The organism is Kitasatospora sp. NPDC085464, from assembly GCF_044541955.1.
GTDB lineage: Bacteria > Actinomycetota > Actinomycetes > Streptomycetales > Streptomycetaceae > Kitasatospora.
The window spans coordinates 97,410-113,086 of record NZ_JBITTM010000031.1; the positions used below are offsets into that span (position 1 = coordinate 97,410).

Genomic DNA, 15,677 nt, shown 5'->3' on the forward strand with positions numbered 1-15,677 from the left:
CCCGCCCGTGCCCGCCCGTGCTCGCCCGTGCCCGAGCCGGCCGGACCAAGCCCACGCTCCGGGCCGGCTCAGGCCTGGCCCCCTCCGAGCGTGGCGGCCCGCTCCCGCAGCAGCTCCCGCTCCCGTTCGTTGCGAGTCAGTCCCGCCGCCCGCTCGAACTCCGTCCGGGCCTCCGCCGCCCTCCCCAGTCGGGCCAGCAGATCACCCCGGACGCTCGGCAGCAGGTGGTAGCCGCGCAGCGCCGGCTCCGCCGCCAACGCGTCCACCGCCTCCAGCGCGGCGGCCGGGCCCTCGGCCATCGACACCGCCACCGCCCGGTTCAGCGCCACCACCGGGGACGGCGACAGCGCCAGCAGTCGCTCGTAGAGGGCGGCGATCGTCGCCCAGTCGGTGTCCGCGTAGCGCCGCGCCTTCGCGTGGCACGCGGCGATCGCGGCCTGCACCGAGTACGGCCCGGTGCCCGCCCGCTGCAGGGCGTCGAAGCCGCGCCGGATCAGCAGCCCGTCCCAGCGCGCCCGGTTCTGGTCCGCCAGCAGCACCGGCCGGCCGTCCGCCGCGGTCCGGGCGGCCGTGCGCGAGGCCTGGAACTCCAGCAGCGCGGCCAGTCCGTGCACCTCCGGCTCGGCCGGCATCAGCGCGGCCAGCACCCGGGCCAGCCGCAGCGCGTCCTCGCACAGCTGGGGGCGGAGCAGGTCGCCCCCCTCGGTCGCCGAGTACCCCTCGTTGAAGATCAGGTAGATGACCTCCAGCACCGACGACAGCCGCTGCGCCCGGTCCTCCCCGTACGGCACCTCGAACGGCACCGACGCCTTGGCCAGCGCCCGCTTCGCCCGGACGATCCGCTGCGCCACCGTCGGCTCGGGCACCAGGAAGGCGCGGGCGATCTCCGGGGTGGCCAGGCCGCCGAGCAGCCGGAGCGTGAGCGCGATCCGTGCCTCCGCCGGCAGCACCGGGTGGCAGGCGGTGAAGATCAGCCGCAGGAGGTCGTCGTCGATGCCGTCGGGTTCGGCCGGCTCCGGGGGCGGCACGTCCTCCAACGACCGCCCCACCTCGGCGAGCTTGCGGGCGTAGACCTCCCGGCGGCGGACCAGGTCGATCGCCCGGTGCTTGGCGGTGGCCGTCAGCCAGGCACCCGGATTGTCCGGGACACCCTCCCGCGGCCACCGTTCAAGCGCGGCCACCAGCGCGTCCTGCGCCAGCTCCTCGGCGATGCCCACGTCCCGGACGATCCGGGCGACCCCGGCGATGATCCGGGCGGACTCGATCCGGAACACCGTCTCGACGGCCGCCTCCGCCGTCCCGTTCGCTGCAGCCCTCTCCGTCACGGCCACCCATCAGAGCAGCCGGCGGGGCGGGAGGCAACCACGGGCACGGGCACGGTCGTTCCCGCCGCTACTGCGCCGGCTGGTCGGCGATCTGCCGGACCTCGGCCTCGACGTTCCACTTCACCGAGTGGGCCTGGAGGAAGCGCCGGGTCCACTCCAGGGCCTCGGCGTGGTCCTTGCACTGCAGGACGGCGTAGCCGCCGATGACCTCCTTGGTCTCGGTGAACGGCCCGTCGGTGTGGCCGACCTTCCCGCCGTGCCAGGTCACCCGGGTGCCCTCGGCGGTCGGGGTGAGCGTGGCGGTCTCCAGCATCACCCCGGCCTGGGTGATCTGCTGGAACAGGGCCCCCATCCGCTGGTCGAACTCCGGGTCCGACTCCCAGTCGGCGCGGTCCTGCTCGTTGATCCGGATCAGTGTCATGAAGCGCGGCACGGTGACTCCTCGGTGGGTCGGGCGGGGCCTCTCCCCGCCTCTCACCCCTGCGTCGAACGGGTCGCCGCCGGATCGACACCCGCCGCGAAGAAATCTTCCGGCGCTCCGGAGGCGGTGGCGGAAGGCGGTCCCGGGAGGGCGAGCACCGGGTCCTGATCGGCTGCGCCCCGGGGGACGTGCGGTACGTCCGCCGGGCGCCGGGGTTCGACCGGACCTGAGCGCAGATGCGGGCGGAACGGGTTGCCGGCCATCGCAGGTGCGGATGAATAGTGGCTTTCAGCCCGGCAACTGCGAATGACGGGATCGCCGCTCGGGTAGCCCTCCTCCCGGGCTGCGGCGCAGCGGTCCGGGAGGAGGGTGCACCATGACCCCGGCGAGACCCACCGTCCGGCTGCACGGCCACCTCGACCGGCCCGCCGAGCTGACCGTCGACCAGCTGCGGGCGCTGCCCGCGCACCGGGTCGAGGTCAGCTTCGACTGCCGGACGGAGGGCGAGCAGCGGCACGGCTACGAGGGCCCGGCGCTGCTGGACGTGCTGCGCGAGGCCCGGCCCCGGATCGACTTCTCCGGTCGCAAGCAGCGGCTGCGCTTCCTGCTCTCCGTGGTCGGCGCCGACGGTCACCGGGCGGTGGTCTCCTGGGCCGAGATCGACCCGGACTTCGGCGGCCGGCGGATCCTGCTGGCCACCAGCATGGACGGCGCCCGGCTGGACGCCGTCGGCCCGCAGCTCGTCGTCCCGGACGACCACTGCGGTGCCCGCTACGTCAGTGCCGTCACCGCCGTCTGGCTCGGCCCCCTCGGCGACCCGGCGCACCCCACCGCGTAGCGCCGCCCCGCCCTCCTGCCGCGCGCGCCCTGCCGCTGCGCCCGCCGTGCCCGCCCTACGCCTGGGCCGTCCTACGCCTGGGCCGTCCTACGCCTGGGCCGCCTTGGGCCGCAGCTCCGGCGGCAGCGGCCGGGCGCCGGAGAGCCGGACGGCGGCGCCGCGGGCGAGGTGGAAGGCCAGCGCCGGGTCGTCGGTGTCGGTCCACGGCGGGCAGCCGCACCACGGCCCGATCGCCCGGAACTGCTCCAGCGCGATGCCGTGCAGCCCGGCTTTGCCCGCGTAGTACGCGAGCCGGTGCCGCAGCAGCGGCAGCCGGTCGTCGTCGGGGCGGACCTGCGCCAGCGCGGCCGCGACCTTCCGCACCGGTTGCTTGCCCAGCTCGCCGTCCAGCGTCGTGCCGAGGGTCCCGCGCAGCTCCAGCTCGTGCAGCGCGTGCAGGTAGAGGCCGGGCAGCGGGCTGCCGGCCGGGGCGTCCTTCATCGCCCGCTTCGCGAAGGCCAGCATCTTCTTGTCCGAGCCGAACCACTTGGCGCACCAGTACTGCAGGCCCTGCCAGTGGCCCGCGTAGTGGAACGGCGCCCGGTCGACCAGTCCGCGCCACAGTTCCTCGAACTGCTCGGGCGTGTACCGCGCGCCGCGCGCGGCGCTCACCATGACCACCCAGGGGGCCGGGTTGGCCGGGTCCAGCAGGGCGGCCCGTCTCGCGGCCCCGACGGCCGCGGGCAGCATGGCCCGGAAGGCCCGCATGTCCTCCTCGGGCACCTCGTGCGCGTACCCGGAGCCGCGGATCGCCCAGGCCGCGTGCACCATCCGGAGGGCCTCCAGGGCGGCCGCGTCGCAGTTGCCCGGGTCGGCCGCGCGCCAGGCCTTCAGCCAGCCCTCGTCGCGGTCGGCGACGGAGTCCAGCAGTTCGAGCCGCGACCAGCGCTCGTCCCAGTCCCGTCCGGCGGCCTCGACGTGCGCGGCGGCCGGCTTCCAGTTCCCGGCCCAGGCGGCATCGGCCACCGCCTGGGACTCCCGGCGGCGGTGCGGGGGCGGCGGCGGACCGGCGCGGCGCGGGTCGAGCCGGTCGCGGGGGGTCAGGCCGTACGCGGGCGCGTCGAACCCGGTCAGTGCCCAGTTCCGGGCCTTCGTCTGCCGGGCCTTGAGGACGGCGGCGTACCCGCCGACGATCAGCAGGCCGAGGATGAGGTATGTCACGGCGGAGCATCATCCCTGGTCGCGATGGGTGCGGGCAATGCGGTAAAAGCGCTCGCCGGAGCCGGGTTTCCGTGCCAACATGCCCCATATGGGGACGATTCTGCACGGCGCCCTGGTCACGCTGCGACCGGCCACCACCGACGACATCCCGGCCCTGGCGGCCATCCGCGGCACGCCCGAGGTGTTCGCCCGCTGGCGGGGCGGTGACGACCTGCCGGCCGAGGTGGCCAACGACCTGGAATCGCCCGACACGGAGACCTTCGCGATCGACCTGGGCGGCCAGGTGGTCGGCGCCATCCAGTGGTACGCCAACAACGACGACGAGTACCGGCACGCCGGGATGGACCTCTACCTCGACCCGACGGTGCACGGCCTGGGCCTGGGGACGGACGCGGTGCGCACCATGGCCCGGTACCTGGTGCACGACCACCACTACCACCGGCTGGTGATCGACCCGGCCGCGGACAACCTGGCCGCGATCCGCTGCTACGCCAAGGTCGGCTTCCGCCCGGTCGGCACCATGCGCCAGTACGAGCGCGGTTCGGACGGCACCTGGCACGACAACCTGCTGATGGACCTGCTCGCGGACGAACTGCTCGACGGCTGAAGGCCGTTCGGTGGGGGCGGGCGGGCGGTTCCGCAGTGGTGCGAGGGTGTACAGACATCTTGTCGCCCACCCGCCCAGAGCTGTACAGACATCTCATGGCCACATGATCGGTCGGAACTGATCTCCTGGCGTTCTCCCCGACGTACCGGTCGGTAGCTAGCGTTCCTCCGCCATCCCCGATGCCGGTCACCCCGGCACCGGGCCCCGCAGGGTAGACGAACCCAGGAGAACGCCCATGCTCTCGCGTCGCACGGCCACCGCCCTCACCTCGGCGGCCGCCGCCGCACTGCTGCTCGGCGGCACCGCCCCGGTCGCCAACGCCGGTGCCCCGGCGAGCCCCACCACGCTGTCCGTCTTCGCCTTCAACGTGGACCTCGGCACCGCCGTCGTCGACAGCACCCAGAACGAGCAGGCCGCCCGCCGCACCCCGGTGATCGAGCAGATCGTCCGTCAGCACAACGCCGACGTGGTCATCCTGGACGAGCAGTTCAACAACAGCTCGACCGCCGACATCAACGCCAAGCTGGCCGACCTCTACCCGTACCGCACCCCGGTGGTCGGCGGCACCTGCTCCGGCGGCGGCTGGACGGGGATCAGCGGCAACTGCTCCAGCTCGTGGTTCGTCATCAACGGCGGCACGATGATCCTCTCCAAGTACCCGATCGCCGCCCAGTACGCCCACGTCTTCGCCAACTCGACGTACGGCACCTGGGACTACCACGCCGACAAGGGCGCGGACCTGGTCAAGGTGACCAAGAACGGCAGCACCGCCTGGGTGGTCGGCACCCACCTGCAGGCCGACGAGTCGGACGTCTCCACCGACACCACCCAGGCCACCCGGCTCGGCCAGCTCGCCGAGATCCGCGCCTGGGTGGACGGGATCGTCGGCAGCAGCGCCCCGGTGCTGATCGGCGGCGACCTCAACGTCGAGTACGTCCACGGGCAGGGCCGGGGCGACTACGCCAACGCCCAGAACGCGGTGAACGGCGTGCTCGGCACCCCGGCCACCGACCCGGGCCAGAACCTGACCACCATGGACTGCTCGGTCTCCGCCTGGTGCCAGTACATGTCGGGCGTCGAGACGTTCCCCAAGGACTACCGGGACGACCTCGACTACATCGGCTACCTCAACGCCCCGGGCCGCCCGGTGCCGGCCGGGATGTCGACGGTGAAGGTCGACTTCGACCCGCAGGCGGGCTGGACGCCGGGGCAGCTCGACACCCTCGCGCCCAGCGACCACTACCCGGTCGAGGCCACGTTCCGGCTGAACTGACGCCCGGCTTCCGGCTGAACCGACGCCCGGCCGGGGGCGGGACGGCGTCAGGCCGAGGCTCGGGCCGAGGCCGACCGGTCCGGTGCCGGGCAGCCGCACGAGCGCCGCACCACGAGCCGGGCCGGGAACGTCCGGGCGCCCGCGGCGCGGCTCTCGGGCCCGCCGAGGACGAGCTCCAGTGCGGCGCGGGCCATCTCGTCCTGCGCGGTGGTGACGGTGGTCAGCGCCGGCCCGGCGATCACCGCCTCGGCGATGTCGTCGAAGCCGGCCACCGCGAGGTCCTCCGGCACCCGGATCCCCAGGTCGTCGGCCGCCCGCAGCAGGCCGATCGCCTGGTCGTCCGTCGCGCAGAACACGGCGGACGGCCGGTCGGGGCGGGCCAGCAGGGCGAGCGCCTCGGCGTGCGCCCGGACGCGGTCGAACGGCGCCGGGGCGAGCCGCCCCTCGACGGGCAGCCCGGCCTCCTCCAGCGCGGCGGCCCAGCCGGCCGTCCGCGCGGTGACCGGGTCGTGCGGGCTGAGCGCCAGGGTGCCGCCGAAGCAGTGCACCTCGGCGTGCCCGTGCCCGAGCAGGTGGCGGACCACCTCGCGGGCGCCGCCCTCGTCGTCCGCGACCACGGCGACGCCGTTGGCGCTCTCCGCGCGGTGGTGCAGCAGCACGACCGGGGTGCCGTCGGCCACGTCGAAGCCGGTCAGTCCGGGGGTGGCCGGGTCCTGGGTGACCAGGATCAGGCCGTCCACCTGCATCCCGAGGAAGGCGCGGATGTAGTGCGCCTCGCGTTCGTCGGCGTAGTCGGAGTTGCCGATCAGCAGCAGCCGGCCGTGGTCGGCGGCGGCCTGTTCGACGGCGTGCGCGAGCCCGGCGAAGAACGGCTGGCGGGCGTCCGGGACGACCATCCCGAGCAGGTCGGTCCGCCGCCGCGCCATCGCCTGGGCGACCCTGTTGGGCCGGTAGCCGAGCTCCTCGACCGCCGCGAGCACCCGTGCCCGGGTCGCCGGTGCCACCGGCCGCGGCCCGTCGTTGATCACATAACTCACCACGGCCGTGGACGTCCCCGCCGCCCGCGCCACATCGTCCCGTGTCACCCTCGCCATGACCGTTGAGCCTACACACCGCCTCCGACCAGCCGGTTTCCCGCGTGTCCGCAGGGCCCCGATCGGCCGTCCGGGCTTGCGGGGCGGGTGGTGCGGTGCCGAGGCTGGCGGGACGGGCGGCGTTCGGTGCCGCCGCCGACCGTGGGAGCAGGTCGATGAGCACGCCGCAGCGCCGGGCCACCACCCGGTCACCCCGTCCCGGCGCCCGGCCGCGCGTGCGCGTCCGCACGCGGGAGCGGGCCGTCGGCGCGACCCGGCCGAAGGTCAGGCCCTGGAGCGCGTACGCGGTGGCGACGGCCATCGTGCTGCTCGTCGTCGCCGGGCTGCTGTTCTACCTCGACGAGCGGTCGAGCCGGGGCCGCACCCAGGTGGTGGGCACCGCCCCCGGACCTGACCACCTGGAGGTGCACGTGCTGCTCCAGCGGGTCGACGCGGCCGCGCAGACGCTCACCACGAAGGTCCTGGTCCGGCCGTACGGCGCCCTGGAGATGAACGGCAACCCGCTGGTCCCGGCGCAGGACGTGCTGCTGGAGACCACCTCGCTGGAGCAGACCGCGCTCAGGTACCCGGCCGGCCAGCAGATCGCCACCGGCACGGTGGCGTTCGACCTGTACGGCGGGCGGGTCACCGACTACCCGTTCGACCGCTACCACGCCCTGATCGGCTTCCGGGCCACCATCGGCGGGCAGCCCGCCCCGGTGGTGATCGCGATCGAGGAGGCCGACCCGTTCTTCGCCTTCGCCCAGGAGTCCCGGCAGAGCGAGGGCGGCGCCGTCGCGGTGACCGAGCGGATCAGCCGTTCGCGCAGCACCTTCATCCTGGCCTGGTTCATGATGGCGGCGATGTGGGCGCTGGCGCTGTCCGTCCTGGTGGCGGCCTGGCTGATCGTGCGGCAGCGGCGCGGGATCGTCTGGCCCGCCCTCGGCTGGATGGCGGCCACGCTGTTCGCCCTGGTCGGCATGCGCAACGCCGCGCCCGGCAGCCCGCCGATCGGTTCGGTGCTGGACTACGCGGCCTTCTTCTGGGCGGAGCTGCTCGTCGCCGTCGGCCTGACCATGATCGTGGTGCGCGGCGCCCGGATCGAGGGCGGGCACCGGCCCGCCCCGTGACGTCGGTGCGCGCGGGCCGGGGTGACGCCCCCGCGGAGCCGTCGACATCGGAACCCGCCCGGCCGTGGCCGTAGCCGTTCGTTGGCCGGGCGGGTCCGGGGGCTCAGCCGGCGTCGGGCACGATCACCGTCAGCGTGGTGTCCTTCAGGCGGAAGCCCAGCGCCTCGTAGACGCGGCGGGCCGGGTTGCCCTCGGTCACCACCAGGTGCACGTCGGCGAGGCCGCGGGCGGCGGCGTCCGCGACCGTCAGGCGCAGCAGGTCGGCGCCGAGGCCGCGGTAGCCGCGATGGGGGTGGCGGAAGACGTCGCCGACCCACGGCAGGCCGTCGCGGTCGGTCAGGACCAACCCGGCGACCACGCGGTCCTCCGCGTCCACGGCGAGCACGCTGGACGGCAGGACCGGGCCGATGGCGTTCCCGGCGAGCAGCAGGGCGAGCCGCTCGGAGAGCGCCTGCGCGTCGTCGCCCGGGAAGTGGTCGACGTGCCCGGGACCGAAGGCGGCCCGCCAGGCCTCGAACAGTTCCTCGGGCGCCCGGTCGCAGGGCGCCGCCCGCAGGCCCTCGCGCAGTGGCGCCCCGGCCCAGTCGGCGGGCGGGGGATCGGCGCGCAGGTCCCGACGGAAGGTGTGGGCGTGCCGCAGCACCGTCGCACCGTCCGCGACCAGTCGCCGCCCGAGTTCGGGGCTGCCGGAGACCACCCACCCGGGCAGCTCGGCGCGGATGTACCCGGCCGCGTCCACCGACCCGTCCAGCACCTCCAGCAGGTCGGCCCAGGGCCGGCCCGCCCGCTCGCCCGGCTGGTAGCGCAGCACCGGAGTGCCCTCGCCGTCGTGCCTGACCACCCAGTCGGCCTCCGCCACGGCCCACCCCTTTCGTGCGTTCCCGCGGGATCGTTCGTCGGCGGCCCATGCTCGTCGGAACGCGGCGCCCGGGCAAGCGGTTTTCCGGCGGCCGGTGATCAGGTGGTCGGTGACCCGGCGGCAGGTCCGGCGGCAGGTCCGAGGACGGGTCAGGCCACCACCGCCGCGCGGACGCAGAGCACGTCCGGCAGGTGGGACTTCAGCAGCGACCAGCTCTCGCCCTCGTCCCGGCTGCCGTACACGTCGCCGGTCCGGTTGCCGAAGTAGATCCCGGCCGGGTCGGCGTCGTCGGTGCGCAGCGCGTCGCGCAGCACGATGCCGTAGTGGTCCTCGCCGGGCAGGCCCGCCGCGAGCTGCCGCCAGCTGTTGCCGCCGTCGGTGGTGCGGAAGACCCGGCAGCGGCGGCCGGGCGGGATGCGGTCGTCGGAGCCGCCGAGCGGGAAGAGGTACGCGGTGCCGCCGCGTCGCGGGTGGGCGGCCACGGCGAAGCCGAACTCGGCGGGCAGCCCGTCGACGATCGAGCGCCAGCTGTCGCCCCAGTCGTCGCTGCGGTAGACGCCGCCGTGGTTCTGCAGGTAGAGCCGGTCGTGGTGGACCGGGTCCGGGGCGATCTTGTGCACGCACTGGCCGAACTCGGGGTACTGGCGCTCCTGCGGGAAGAACTCCGCGCGCAGCCCGGTGTTGGAGGGCTCCCAGCTGTCGCCGCCGTCCTTGCTGCGGTAGACGCCGCCGCTGGAGACGGCGACCAGCAGCCGTTGCGGGTCGCGCGGGTCGGTGAGGACGGTGTGCAGGCCCTGGCCGCCGTAGCCGGCGCCCCACTGCGGCCGCTGGGGGTGCTCCCAGAGCGACTCGACCAGGGCGAAGGTCTCGCCGCCGTCGGTGGAGCGGAACAGCGCGGCGGGCTCGGTGCCGGCGTAGACGACACCGGGGGCCTCCGCTCCAGCGGGGTGCAGCTGCCAGACCCGGGTGAGCGAGGCGCCGGTGGACTCCGGGAAGCGGATGGCCGGCTGCGGCGGCTCGTACCAGTGCGCGCCGAGGTCGTCGGAGCGCCAGACGGACGGGCCCCAGTGGCTGCTGTCGGCGCCGACCAGGATCCTGGTGCGGCCCTCCCGGCGGTCGACGGAGACGGAGTAGATCGCGTTCATCGGGAAGTGCGGCCCGCTGAACTCCCACGTCAGCCGGTCGCGGCTGCGGCCGAGAAAGAGGCCCTTCTCGGTTCCGACGGCCAACAGCACCTCGGTCATGCCTCACACCACCTGGTCCACGAGCACGGCCCCCCGGGACGGTCCCCGACTGCCAGTGTCCCGCCGTCCACCGGTGGTCACACCTCGCCGCGCCGATCACCCGGAAGGCCGTCCGTTCGCCCGGCGGTCCGTTCGCCCGGCGGTCCGTTCACCCGTCCGTCCGTTCACCCGTCGTCCGTCGGTCCGCCCGGAGGGCTACCCCCGGCAGCCCTCCAGCAGCCGCAGCCAGACCTCACTGATCGTCGGGTACGCGGGCACCGCGTGCCAGAGCCGGTCGATCGGCACCTCGCCGACCACCGCGACGGTCGCCGAGTGCAGCAGCTCGGCCACCCCGGGGCCGACCATGCAGGCGCCGACCAGCACCTGGCGGTCCAGGTCGAAGACCACCCGGGCCCGGCCGCGGTAGTCGTCGCCGTACAGCGAGGCCCCGGCGACGGCGCCGAGGTCGTGGTCGACGCTCTTGACCCGCAGCCCGGCCTCCTCGGCGGCGGCCAGCGTCAGGCCGACGGCGGCGACCTCCGGCTGGGTGAACACCACCTGCGGCGCGCCCGCGAGGTCCGCGGACGCGGCGTGCGCGCCCCAGCGTGCGGTGTCCAACGGGCGCCCCTGGGCGCGGGCGGCGATCGCCGCGCCCGCGATCCGGGCCTGGTACTTGCCCTGGTGGGTGAGCAGCGCCCGGTGGTTGACGTCCCCGGCGGCGTACAGCCACTCGCCGTCCACCCCGAGCACCGTGCAGCTGTCGTCCACCTCCAGCCAGCCGCCCGGCTTCAGCCCGACCTGCTCCATCCCGATGTCGGCGCTGCGCGGGGCCCGGCCGGTCGCGTACAGCACCTCGTCGACGGTCAGCTCGCCGCCGTCCTTGAGCGTCAGGGTCACCGGCCCGGAGCCGTCCGCCCGTTCCACCGCGACGACCTCGACGCCGAAGCGGACGTCCACCCCGGCCCCGCGCAGGCCCTCGGCGACCAGCTCGCCCGCGAACGGCTCCATCCGCGGCAGCAGCCCCCCGCCGCGCACCAGCAGCACCACCTCGGAACCGAGCGCCCGCCAGGCGGTGGCCATCTCGACCCCGACCACGCCGCCGCCGACCACCGCCAGCCGCCCGGGGACGGCCGACGAGCCGGTGGCCTCCCGGTTGGTCCACGGCGCGGCCTCGGCCAGCCCCGGCACGTGTCCGGGCAGCACCGGACGGCTGCCGGTGCACACCACGACGGCGTGCCGGGCGGTGAGCACCCGCTCGCTGCCGTCCTCGGCCTCCACCGTCACCGTCCGCTCCCCGGCCAGTCGGCCGTGGCCGCGGACCAGGTCGATGCCGGTGTCCCGCAGCCACTTCACCTGGCCGTCGTCCTTCCAGTGCGAGGTGAAGGAGTCCCGCCGGGCCAGCACCGCGGCCGGATCCAGCCTGCCGTCGCCGACCGCCTCCCGGGAGCCGGCCACCGCGCGGGCCTCGGTCAGCGCCGCCACCGGGCGCAGCAGCGCCTTGCTCGGCATGCAGGCCCAGTAGGAGCACTCGCCGCCGACCAGCTCGGCCTCCACGACCACCGTGCGCAGACCGGCGGCGACGGTGCGGTCCGCCACGTTCTCGCCGGTCGGGCCGGCCCCCAGGACGATGACGTCGTACTCCTCGGCGGTGCTGGTCATGCCCGGTCCTCCGTCGTCTCGATGGCCACCCCGGCCCGCAGGGCGAGGGTGACCGGCGTGCGGTCGCAGATGTCGAGCAGCCGGGCGCGCTGGTCCCCGTCGAGGCCGCCGGTCAGGGCGACCCGGCGGGAGATCCGGCCCCGGCTGCCGTCGGTCTCGTACCCGAGCCTGACCCGGACCGTCTCCAGCGGCCACTTCTTGCGGTCGGCGTACATCCGCAGGGTGATCGCGGTGCAGGAGCCGAGCGAGGAGAGCAGCAGCGCGAACGGCTCCGGCCCGCTGTCCGAGCCGCCGCGCCGCGTGGGCTCGTCGGAGGTCAGCGGGTGGGTGCCGGCCCTGACGTCCACGTGGTACGGCGCGTCGGCGGCGCTCCCGGTGACCAGGGCGGTGGTGACCCGCCGGAACTCGGGCCCGGCGGCGGGTGGTTCGGTACGGCCGGGCTGCTCGCTCATGGGGTCGCTCTCCGCTCGGGTACGGTGTGGGGCCCATCCTGCCGGGCCGGGCGCGCCCGCGCGACGGACGGACACGCCCAGGACGCGCACGGGACACATCCGTGCGCGCAGGGGACAGCACCGGGGCGCGCGGGGGACGGCCGGGCGGTCTCAGAGCGCGGCGAGTTCCGCGAGCACCGCCGCCGTGTCGGCCGGGCGGGAGAACATCGGCCAGTGCCCGGTGGGCAGTTCGCGCAGCTCCCAGTTCGGCCCGGCGAGCGCGGCGAAGCCCGGATCCCCGGAGTCGATCAGCGCGCGCACCGTGGCGAGCGGGAAGGAGCAGAACACCATCGCCTGCGGCAGTGCGTCCCCGGCGCCGGTCAGCCGCAGCCGGTCCCGGAACGCGCCCTCCGGGTGCGGGGTGGCCCGTGCCCGGATCCGGGCCAGCGCGGCCTCGTCCAGGCCGTCCAGGCCGGCCCCCTGGGAGGACAGGAAGTCCCAGGGCGGCATCGGCAGTCGGCCGTCCGTCACCGTGGCGTCGGCCTCCTCGCGGAACCCGGGCTGCCAGAGGTCGTAGACCGAGGAGCCGTCGGGCATCGGGCGGCTGTCCAGGTAGACCACCCGGCGCATCCGCTCCGGCATCCGGTCGGCCAGCCCGCCCACCGGGGCGGCGGCGCCGCTGTGGGCGACCAGCACGACCTCCCACAGGTCCTCGCGGACCAGCAGGTCGGCCAGGTCGGCGATGTGGTCCTCCAGCCCGAACCCACCGGACTCGACCGCGCGTTCGGCCACCCCGGGCAGGCTGACCGGGTGGACGCGGTGCCCGGCGGCGCGCAGCGGCGCGGCCACGTCGTCCCACGCCCAGGCGCCGAGCCAGAATCCGGGGACCAGTACGAACGTGCTCATGGCGATCACTCCTTCGTCGGTGGTACCTCCGCGGAGACCCCGGTGGGGGCCGCTGACACGACTCTAGGAGCGGATCGGGACGGGTGTGGCGGAGCGCGACGGGCGTCGCCGGATCGGGCGGGCCGCGGGTGCGGCGAGGGCCCGGGGAGACACCGGCTCCCCGGGCCCTCGCCGACCGGCCCGGCCTCAGGCCTGGCCGCCGGCCGCCTGCTCCTCGGCGACCTTGCGCTTCACCTCGACCATGTCCAGCCCGCGGGCCTGGCCGATCAGGTCCTCGAACACCGCCTCCGGCAGCGCACCGGCCTGGGAGAAGACGAGCACGCCCTCACGGATGATCGCCAGCGTCGGGATCGACTGGATCCCGAACGCGGCGGCCAGCTCCTGCTGCGCCTCGGTGTCCACCTTGGCGAAGACCAGGTCCGAGTGGCGCTCGGCCGCCTTCTCGTACACCGGGGCGAACTGGCGGCAGGGACCGCACCAGCCGGCCCAGAAGTCGATGAAGACGAAGTCCTTGCCCTCCGGGCCGGGGACGATGTCGTCGAAGTTCTCCTTGGTCAGTTCGACCGTGCTCATCTTGCGCTTCCTTCCCTTCCGGAGGCCGCGGTACAGACCGTGTGCCCGCCACAACGGCGCCACCCGGCACGGTATTCCGTGGACGGATCCGCGGGCGTCCGGCCTTCCCCGGGCGCCCGGGCGCCGGCATTGAGCAGCCGGTCGGCACCGGACGTACAGAAGGGTGTCCAGTCCGTTTCCGACCGCGGGAGGCACCCATGTCCAGCAAACCCCGCACCCGCCGGGCCGCCGTGCTGGCCGCCTCCGGCATCGCGGTGGCCGCCCTGATCGCCGGTTGCGGGTCGTCCGGCGGGAGCAAGTCCGCCGCGCCGAGCACGTCGGGCAGCCAGAGCGCCCCGGCGAGTGCGACCCTGCAGACCGCCACCGACCCCAAGCTGGGCACCATCGTCACCGACAGTGCCGGCTTCACGCTCTACCGCTTCGACCAGGACGAGAACAACCCGCCGGAGTCGTACTGCAACGGCAGCTGCGCCGTGATCTGGCCGCCGGAGCACGCCAACGGCGACGTCACGGTCAAGGGCATCGACAGCAAGCTCGTCGGAACCGTCACCCGCTCCGACGGCACCAAGCAGGTCACCGTCAACGGCTGGCCGGTCTACCGCTACTCGCCGGACACCAAGCCCGGCGACACCAAGGGCCAGGGCGTCGGCGGCACCTGGTTCGCGGTGACCCCGAGCGGCGGCAAGGCGGGCACCGGTACCGGCTCCGCCCCGAGCCCGGCGACCCCCAGTCCGATGCCCAGCACTCCGGGTTACTGACCGGTGCCGACCGTCCTCGACCGGGAGGCCCGGGTGCGCAACGATGAAGTGGTGACCGAGGAGCACCCCGGCGGCGGCACCGCCGGCCATGTCACGGGGGCGTCGGACGAGGAGCTGATGCGCGCCCTGTACCACGAGCACGCCGGTCCGCTCTTCGGCTTCGTGCTCCACCTGGTCGCCGGCGACCGCCAGCGGGCCGAGGACGTCGTCCAGGAGACCCTGGTCCGCGCCTGGCGCAACATCGACCGCCTCGACCCGGCGGTGGGCTCGCTGCGGCCCTGGCTGGTCACCGTCGCCCGGCGGATCGTGATCGACGAGCACCGCAGCGCCCGGGCCAGGCCCCGCGAGGTGGACGCGGCCGCCCTGGAACTGCTGCCCGCCGAGGACGAGCTCGACCGGGCCCTGCGGATGATGACCGTCGCGGACGCGCTCGGCGACCTCTCGCCGGCGCACCGCGAGATCATCGTCGAGACCTACCTGAAGGGGCGCACGGCCAACGAGGCGGCTGCCGAACTCGGCATCCCGGCCGGGACCGTGCGGTCGCGGGTGTTCTACGCACTGCGCTCGCTCAGGCTCGCGCTGGAGGAACGGGGAGTGACATCGTGACCAAGCGCCCCGACCCGGTGCCCGGCAGCCCGGACGGCGTTCCCGGCGGCGGGGGCGGCACGCCCGGCGGCCCGGACCGCGGGCCCGGCGGGACCGGCCGCGCCTTCGACGGCCCGGAGCACGTCGACGCCGGCGCCTACGTCCTCGGCCTGCTGGAACCCGCCGAGCGCGCCGCCTTCGAGCAGCACCTGGCCGACTGCCCGCAGTGCGCCGAGCAGGTCGCCGAACTCGGCTTCGTGGAACCGCTGCTGGCCGAGTACGCGGCCGCCGGGCCGGACCCGGCCGGCCGCGCCCCGCAGCCGGACCCGCAGCTCCTGGACCGGCTGGTCGCCGAGGTCGGCACCGTCCGGCGGCGGGGCCGGGTGCGGCGGCTGGTCCTGGCCCTGGCCGCGACGGCGATGGTCGCGGCGGGCCCCGCCGTCACGGCCGCGGTGCTCACCGCGGACAGCACCCCCGCCGTGGTCGCCGTGGCCGAGCAGTTCAGCGCCACCGACCCGACCACCGGCGCGCACGCCACCGTCGGCGTCGACGGCACCACCTGGGGCAGCCAGGTCAGCATGCAACTCTCCGGTGTCCAGGGCCCGTTGACCTGCAGCCTGGTCGCGGTCTCGCACACCGGCGGACAGCAGACGGTCAACACCTGGCGCATCCCGGCGGGCGGCTACGGGGGCAACGGCGGCGTGCTGCGCACCACCGGCGGTACGGCCCTCCAGCCGGGCGACATCGACCACTTCGAGGTGCGCGTCCATGGCAACGGCGCCGTCCTGGTCGCCGTCCCCGCCCACCGCGCCTGAC

General features: G+C 74.9%; 17 protein-coding genes. 7 read left to right on the forward strand and 10 right to left on the reverse strand.

The features are described from left to right. Window positions 1–68: 68 nt before the first annotated feature. Window positions 69–1,325, reverse strand: a complete 1,257-nt coding sequence (locus ACIGG8_RS26580) for an RNA polymerase sigma factor (protein WP_396551328.1) — start codon at window positions 1,323–1,325, stop codon at window positions 69–71. 67 nt (window positions 1,326–1,392) lie between these two features. After that, window positions 1,393–1,758, reverse strand: coding sequence for a YciI family protein (locus ACIGG8_RS26585; protein ID WP_396551329.1), 366 nt, complete (start codon window positions 1,756–1,758; stop codon window positions 1,393–1,395). A 364-nt stretch (window positions 1,759–2,122) separates the two neighbouring features. On the opposite strand from ACIGG8_RS26585, the gene ACIGG8_RS26590 reads away from it, so the two are divergent. After that, the gene (locus tag ACIGG8_RS26590; protein WP_396551330.1) at window positions 2,123–2,584 is read left to right on the forward strand and encodes a molybdopterin-dependent oxidoreductase; all 462 of its coding nucleotides are present in this window, start codon (window positions 2,123–2,125) and stop codon (window positions 2,582–2,584) included. A gap of 87 nt (window positions 2,585–2,671) precedes the next feature. Here ACIGG8_RS26590 and ACIGG8_RS26595 read toward each other — a convergent pair whose 3' ends face one another. Further along, the gene (locus tag ACIGG8_RS26595; protein WP_396551331.1) at window positions 2,672–3,784 is read right to left on the reverse strand and encodes a hypothetical protein; all 1,113 of its coding nucleotides are present in this window, start codon (window positions 3,782–3,784) and stop codon (window positions 2,672–2,674) included. 88 nt (window positions 3,785–3,872) lie between these two features. Here ACIGG8_RS26595 and ACIGG8_RS26600 point away from each other — a divergent pair, with 88 nt between their 5' ends. Both ACIGG8_RS26600 and ACIGG8_RS26605 read left to right on the forward strand, forming a co-directional pair. Beyond that, window positions 3,873–4,391, forward strand: a complete 519-nt coding sequence (locus ACIGG8_RS26600; protein ID WP_350524315.1) for a GNAT family protein — start codon at window positions 3,873–3,875, stop codon at window positions 4,389–4,391. 235 nt (window positions 4,392–4,626) lie between these two features. Then, the gene (locus ACIGG8_RS26605; RefSeq protein ID WP_396551332.1) at window positions 4,627–5,664 is read left to right on the forward strand and encodes a sphingomyelin phosphodiesterase; all 1,038 of its coding nucleotides are present in this window, start codon (window positions 4,627–4,629) and stop codon (window positions 5,662–5,664) included. A 47-nt stretch (window positions 5,665–5,711) separates the two neighbouring features. Here the strand turns inward: ACIGG8_RS26605 and ACIGG8_RS26610 are convergent, their stop codons facing one another. Then, window positions 5,712–6,758, reverse strand: coding sequence for a LacI family DNA-binding transcriptional regulator (locus tag ACIGG8_RS26610; RefSeq protein WP_350524313.1), 1,047 nt, complete (start codon window positions 6,756–6,758; stop codon window positions 5,712–5,714). A gap of 155 nt (window positions 6,759–6,913) precedes the next feature. Here ACIGG8_RS26610 and ACIGG8_RS26615 point away from each other — a divergent pair, with 155 nt between their 5' ends. Beyond that, window positions 6,914–7,867 carry a DUF4436 family protein gene (locus ACIGG8_RS26615; RefSeq protein WP_396551333.1) on the forward strand — a complete coding sequence of 318 codons (954 nt, stop codon included), beginning with the start codon at window positions 6,914–6,916 and terminating at the stop codon, window positions 7,865–7,867. Between the two features lie 103 nt (window positions 7,868–7,970). On the opposite strand, the gene ACIGG8_RS26620 is transcribed toward ACIGG8_RS26615, so the two are convergent. From ACIGG8_RS26620 to ACIGG8_RS26645, 6 genes are all read right to left on the reverse strand, one after another. Further along, the gene (locus ACIGG8_RS26620) at window positions 7,971–8,726 is read right to left on the reverse strand and encodes a GNAT family N-acetyltransferase (RefSeq protein WP_350524311.1); all 756 of its coding nucleotides are present in this window, start codon (window positions 8,724–8,726) and stop codon (window positions 7,971–7,973) included. Window positions 8,727–8,875: 149 nt separating this feature from the next. Continuing rightward, window positions 8,876–9,970, reverse strand: a complete 1,095-nt coding sequence (locus tag ACIGG8_RS26625) for a WD40/YVTN/BNR-like repeat-containing protein (RefSeq protein ID WP_396551334.1) — start codon at window positions 9,968–9,970, stop codon at window positions 8,876–8,878. A gap of 195 nt (window positions 9,971–10,165) precedes the next feature. Next, window positions 10,166–11,608, reverse strand: a complete 1,443-nt coding sequence (locus tag ACIGG8_RS26630) for a dihydrolipoyl dehydrogenase family protein (RefSeq protein ID WP_396551335.1) — start codon at window positions 11,606–11,608, stop codon at window positions 10,166–10,168. Then, window positions 11,605–12,060 (reverse strand): OsmC family protein, encoded by a 456-nt coding sequence (locus tag ACIGG8_RS26635; RefSeq protein ID WP_396551336.1) that lies wholly within the window; start codon window positions 12,058–12,060, stop codon window positions 11,605–11,607. The genes ACIGG8_RS26630 and ACIGG8_RS26635 overlap by 4 nt, the downstream gene beginning before the upstream one ends. A gap of 150 nt (window positions 12,061–12,210) precedes the next feature. Then, entirely contained in the window at window positions 12,211–12,945 is a 735-nt protein-coding gene (locus ACIGG8_RS26640; RefSeq protein ID WP_396551337.1) for an alpha/beta fold hydrolase, read from the reverse strand. A 186-nt stretch (window positions 12,946–13,131) separates the two neighbouring features. Next, the gene (locus ACIGG8_RS26645; protein WP_396551338.1) at window positions 13,132–13,518 is read right to left on the reverse strand and encodes a thioredoxin family protein; all 387 of its coding nucleotides are present in this window, start codon (window positions 13,516–13,518) and stop codon (window positions 13,132–13,134) included. Between the two features lie 197 nt (window positions 13,519–13,715). Between ACIGG8_RS26645 and ACIGG8_RS26650 the strand changes: the two genes are divergently transcribed. The 3 genes from ACIGG8_RS26650 to ACIGG8_RS26660 are packed head-to-tail and all read left to right on the forward strand — an operon-like array spanning window position 13,716 to window position 15,676. Beyond that, the gene (locus ACIGG8_RS26650; RefSeq protein WP_396551339.1) at window positions 13,716–14,276 is read left to right on the forward strand and encodes a hypothetical protein; all 561 of its coding nucleotides are present in this window, start codon (window positions 13,716–13,718) and stop codon (window positions 14,274–14,276) included. Window positions 14,277–14,309: 33 nt separating this feature from the next. Continuing rightward, complete coding sequence (locus ACIGG8_RS26655; protein WP_396551340.1) at window positions 14,310–14,882, forward strand: sigma-70 family RNA polymerase sigma factor; 573 nt, start codon at window positions 14,310–14,312, stop codon at window positions 14,880–14,882. After that, window positions 14,879–15,676 (forward strand): zf-HC2 domain-containing protein, encoded by a 798-nt coding sequence (locus ACIGG8_RS26660; protein ID WP_396551341.1) that lies wholly within the window; start codon window positions 14,879–14,881, stop codon window positions 15,674–15,676. Before ACIGG8_RS26655 ends, ACIGG8_RS26660 begins: the two co-directional genes overlap by 4 nt. Window position 15,677 lies beyond the last annotated feature (1 nt).

What these genes read in the sequence shown, in the direction of transcription:
- ACIGG8_RS26610 (WP_350524313.1), bottom strand. Translation starts at nt 6,758, where the DNA reads ATGGCGAGGGTGACACGGGACGATGTGGCGCGGGCGGCGGGGACGTCC.
- ACIGG8_RS26645 (WP_396551338.1), bottom strand. Translation starts at nt 13,518, where the DNA reads ATGAGCACGGTCGAACTGACCAAGGAGAACTTCGACGACATCGTCCCC.
- ACIGG8_RS26650 (WP_396551339.1), top strand. Translation starts at nt 13,716, where the DNA reads ATGTCCAGCAAACCCCGCACCCGCCGGGCCGCCGTGCTGGCCGCCTCC.
- ACIGG8_RS26635 (WP_396551336.1), bottom strand. Translation starts at nt 12,060, where the DNA reads ATGAGCGAGCAGCCCGGCCGTACCGAACCACCCGCCGCCGGGCCCGAG.
- ACIGG8_RS26625 (WP_396551334.1), bottom strand. Translation starts at nt 9,970, where the DNA reads ATGACCGAGGTGCTGTTGGCCGTCGGAACCGAGAAGGGCCTCTTTCTC.
- ACIGG8_RS26615 (WP_396551333.1), top strand. Translation starts at nt 6,914, where the DNA reads ATGAGCACGCCGCAGCGCCGGGCCACCACCCGGTCACCCCGTCCCGGC.
- ACIGG8_RS26605 (WP_396551332.1), top strand. Translation starts at nt 4,627, where the DNA reads ATGCTCTCGCGTCGCACGGCCACCGCCCTCACCTCGGCGGCCGCCGCC.
- ACIGG8_RS26600 (WP_350524315.1), top strand. Translation starts at nt 3,873, where the DNA reads ATGGGGACGATTCTGCACGGCGCCCTGGTCACGCTGCGACCGGCCACC.
- ACIGG8_RS26590 (WP_396551330.1), top strand. Translation starts at nt 2,123, where the DNA reads ATGACCCCGGCGAGACCCACCGTCCGGCTGCACGGCCACCTCGACCGG.
- ACIGG8_RS26640 (WP_396551337.1), bottom strand. Translation starts at nt 12,945, where the DNA reads ATGAGCACGTTCGTACTGGTCCCCGGATTCTGGCTCGGCGCCTGGGCG.
- ACIGG8_RS26630 (WP_396551335.1), bottom strand. Translation starts at nt 11,608, where the DNA reads ATGACCAGCACCGCCGAGGAGTACGACGTCATCGTCCTGGGGGCCGGC.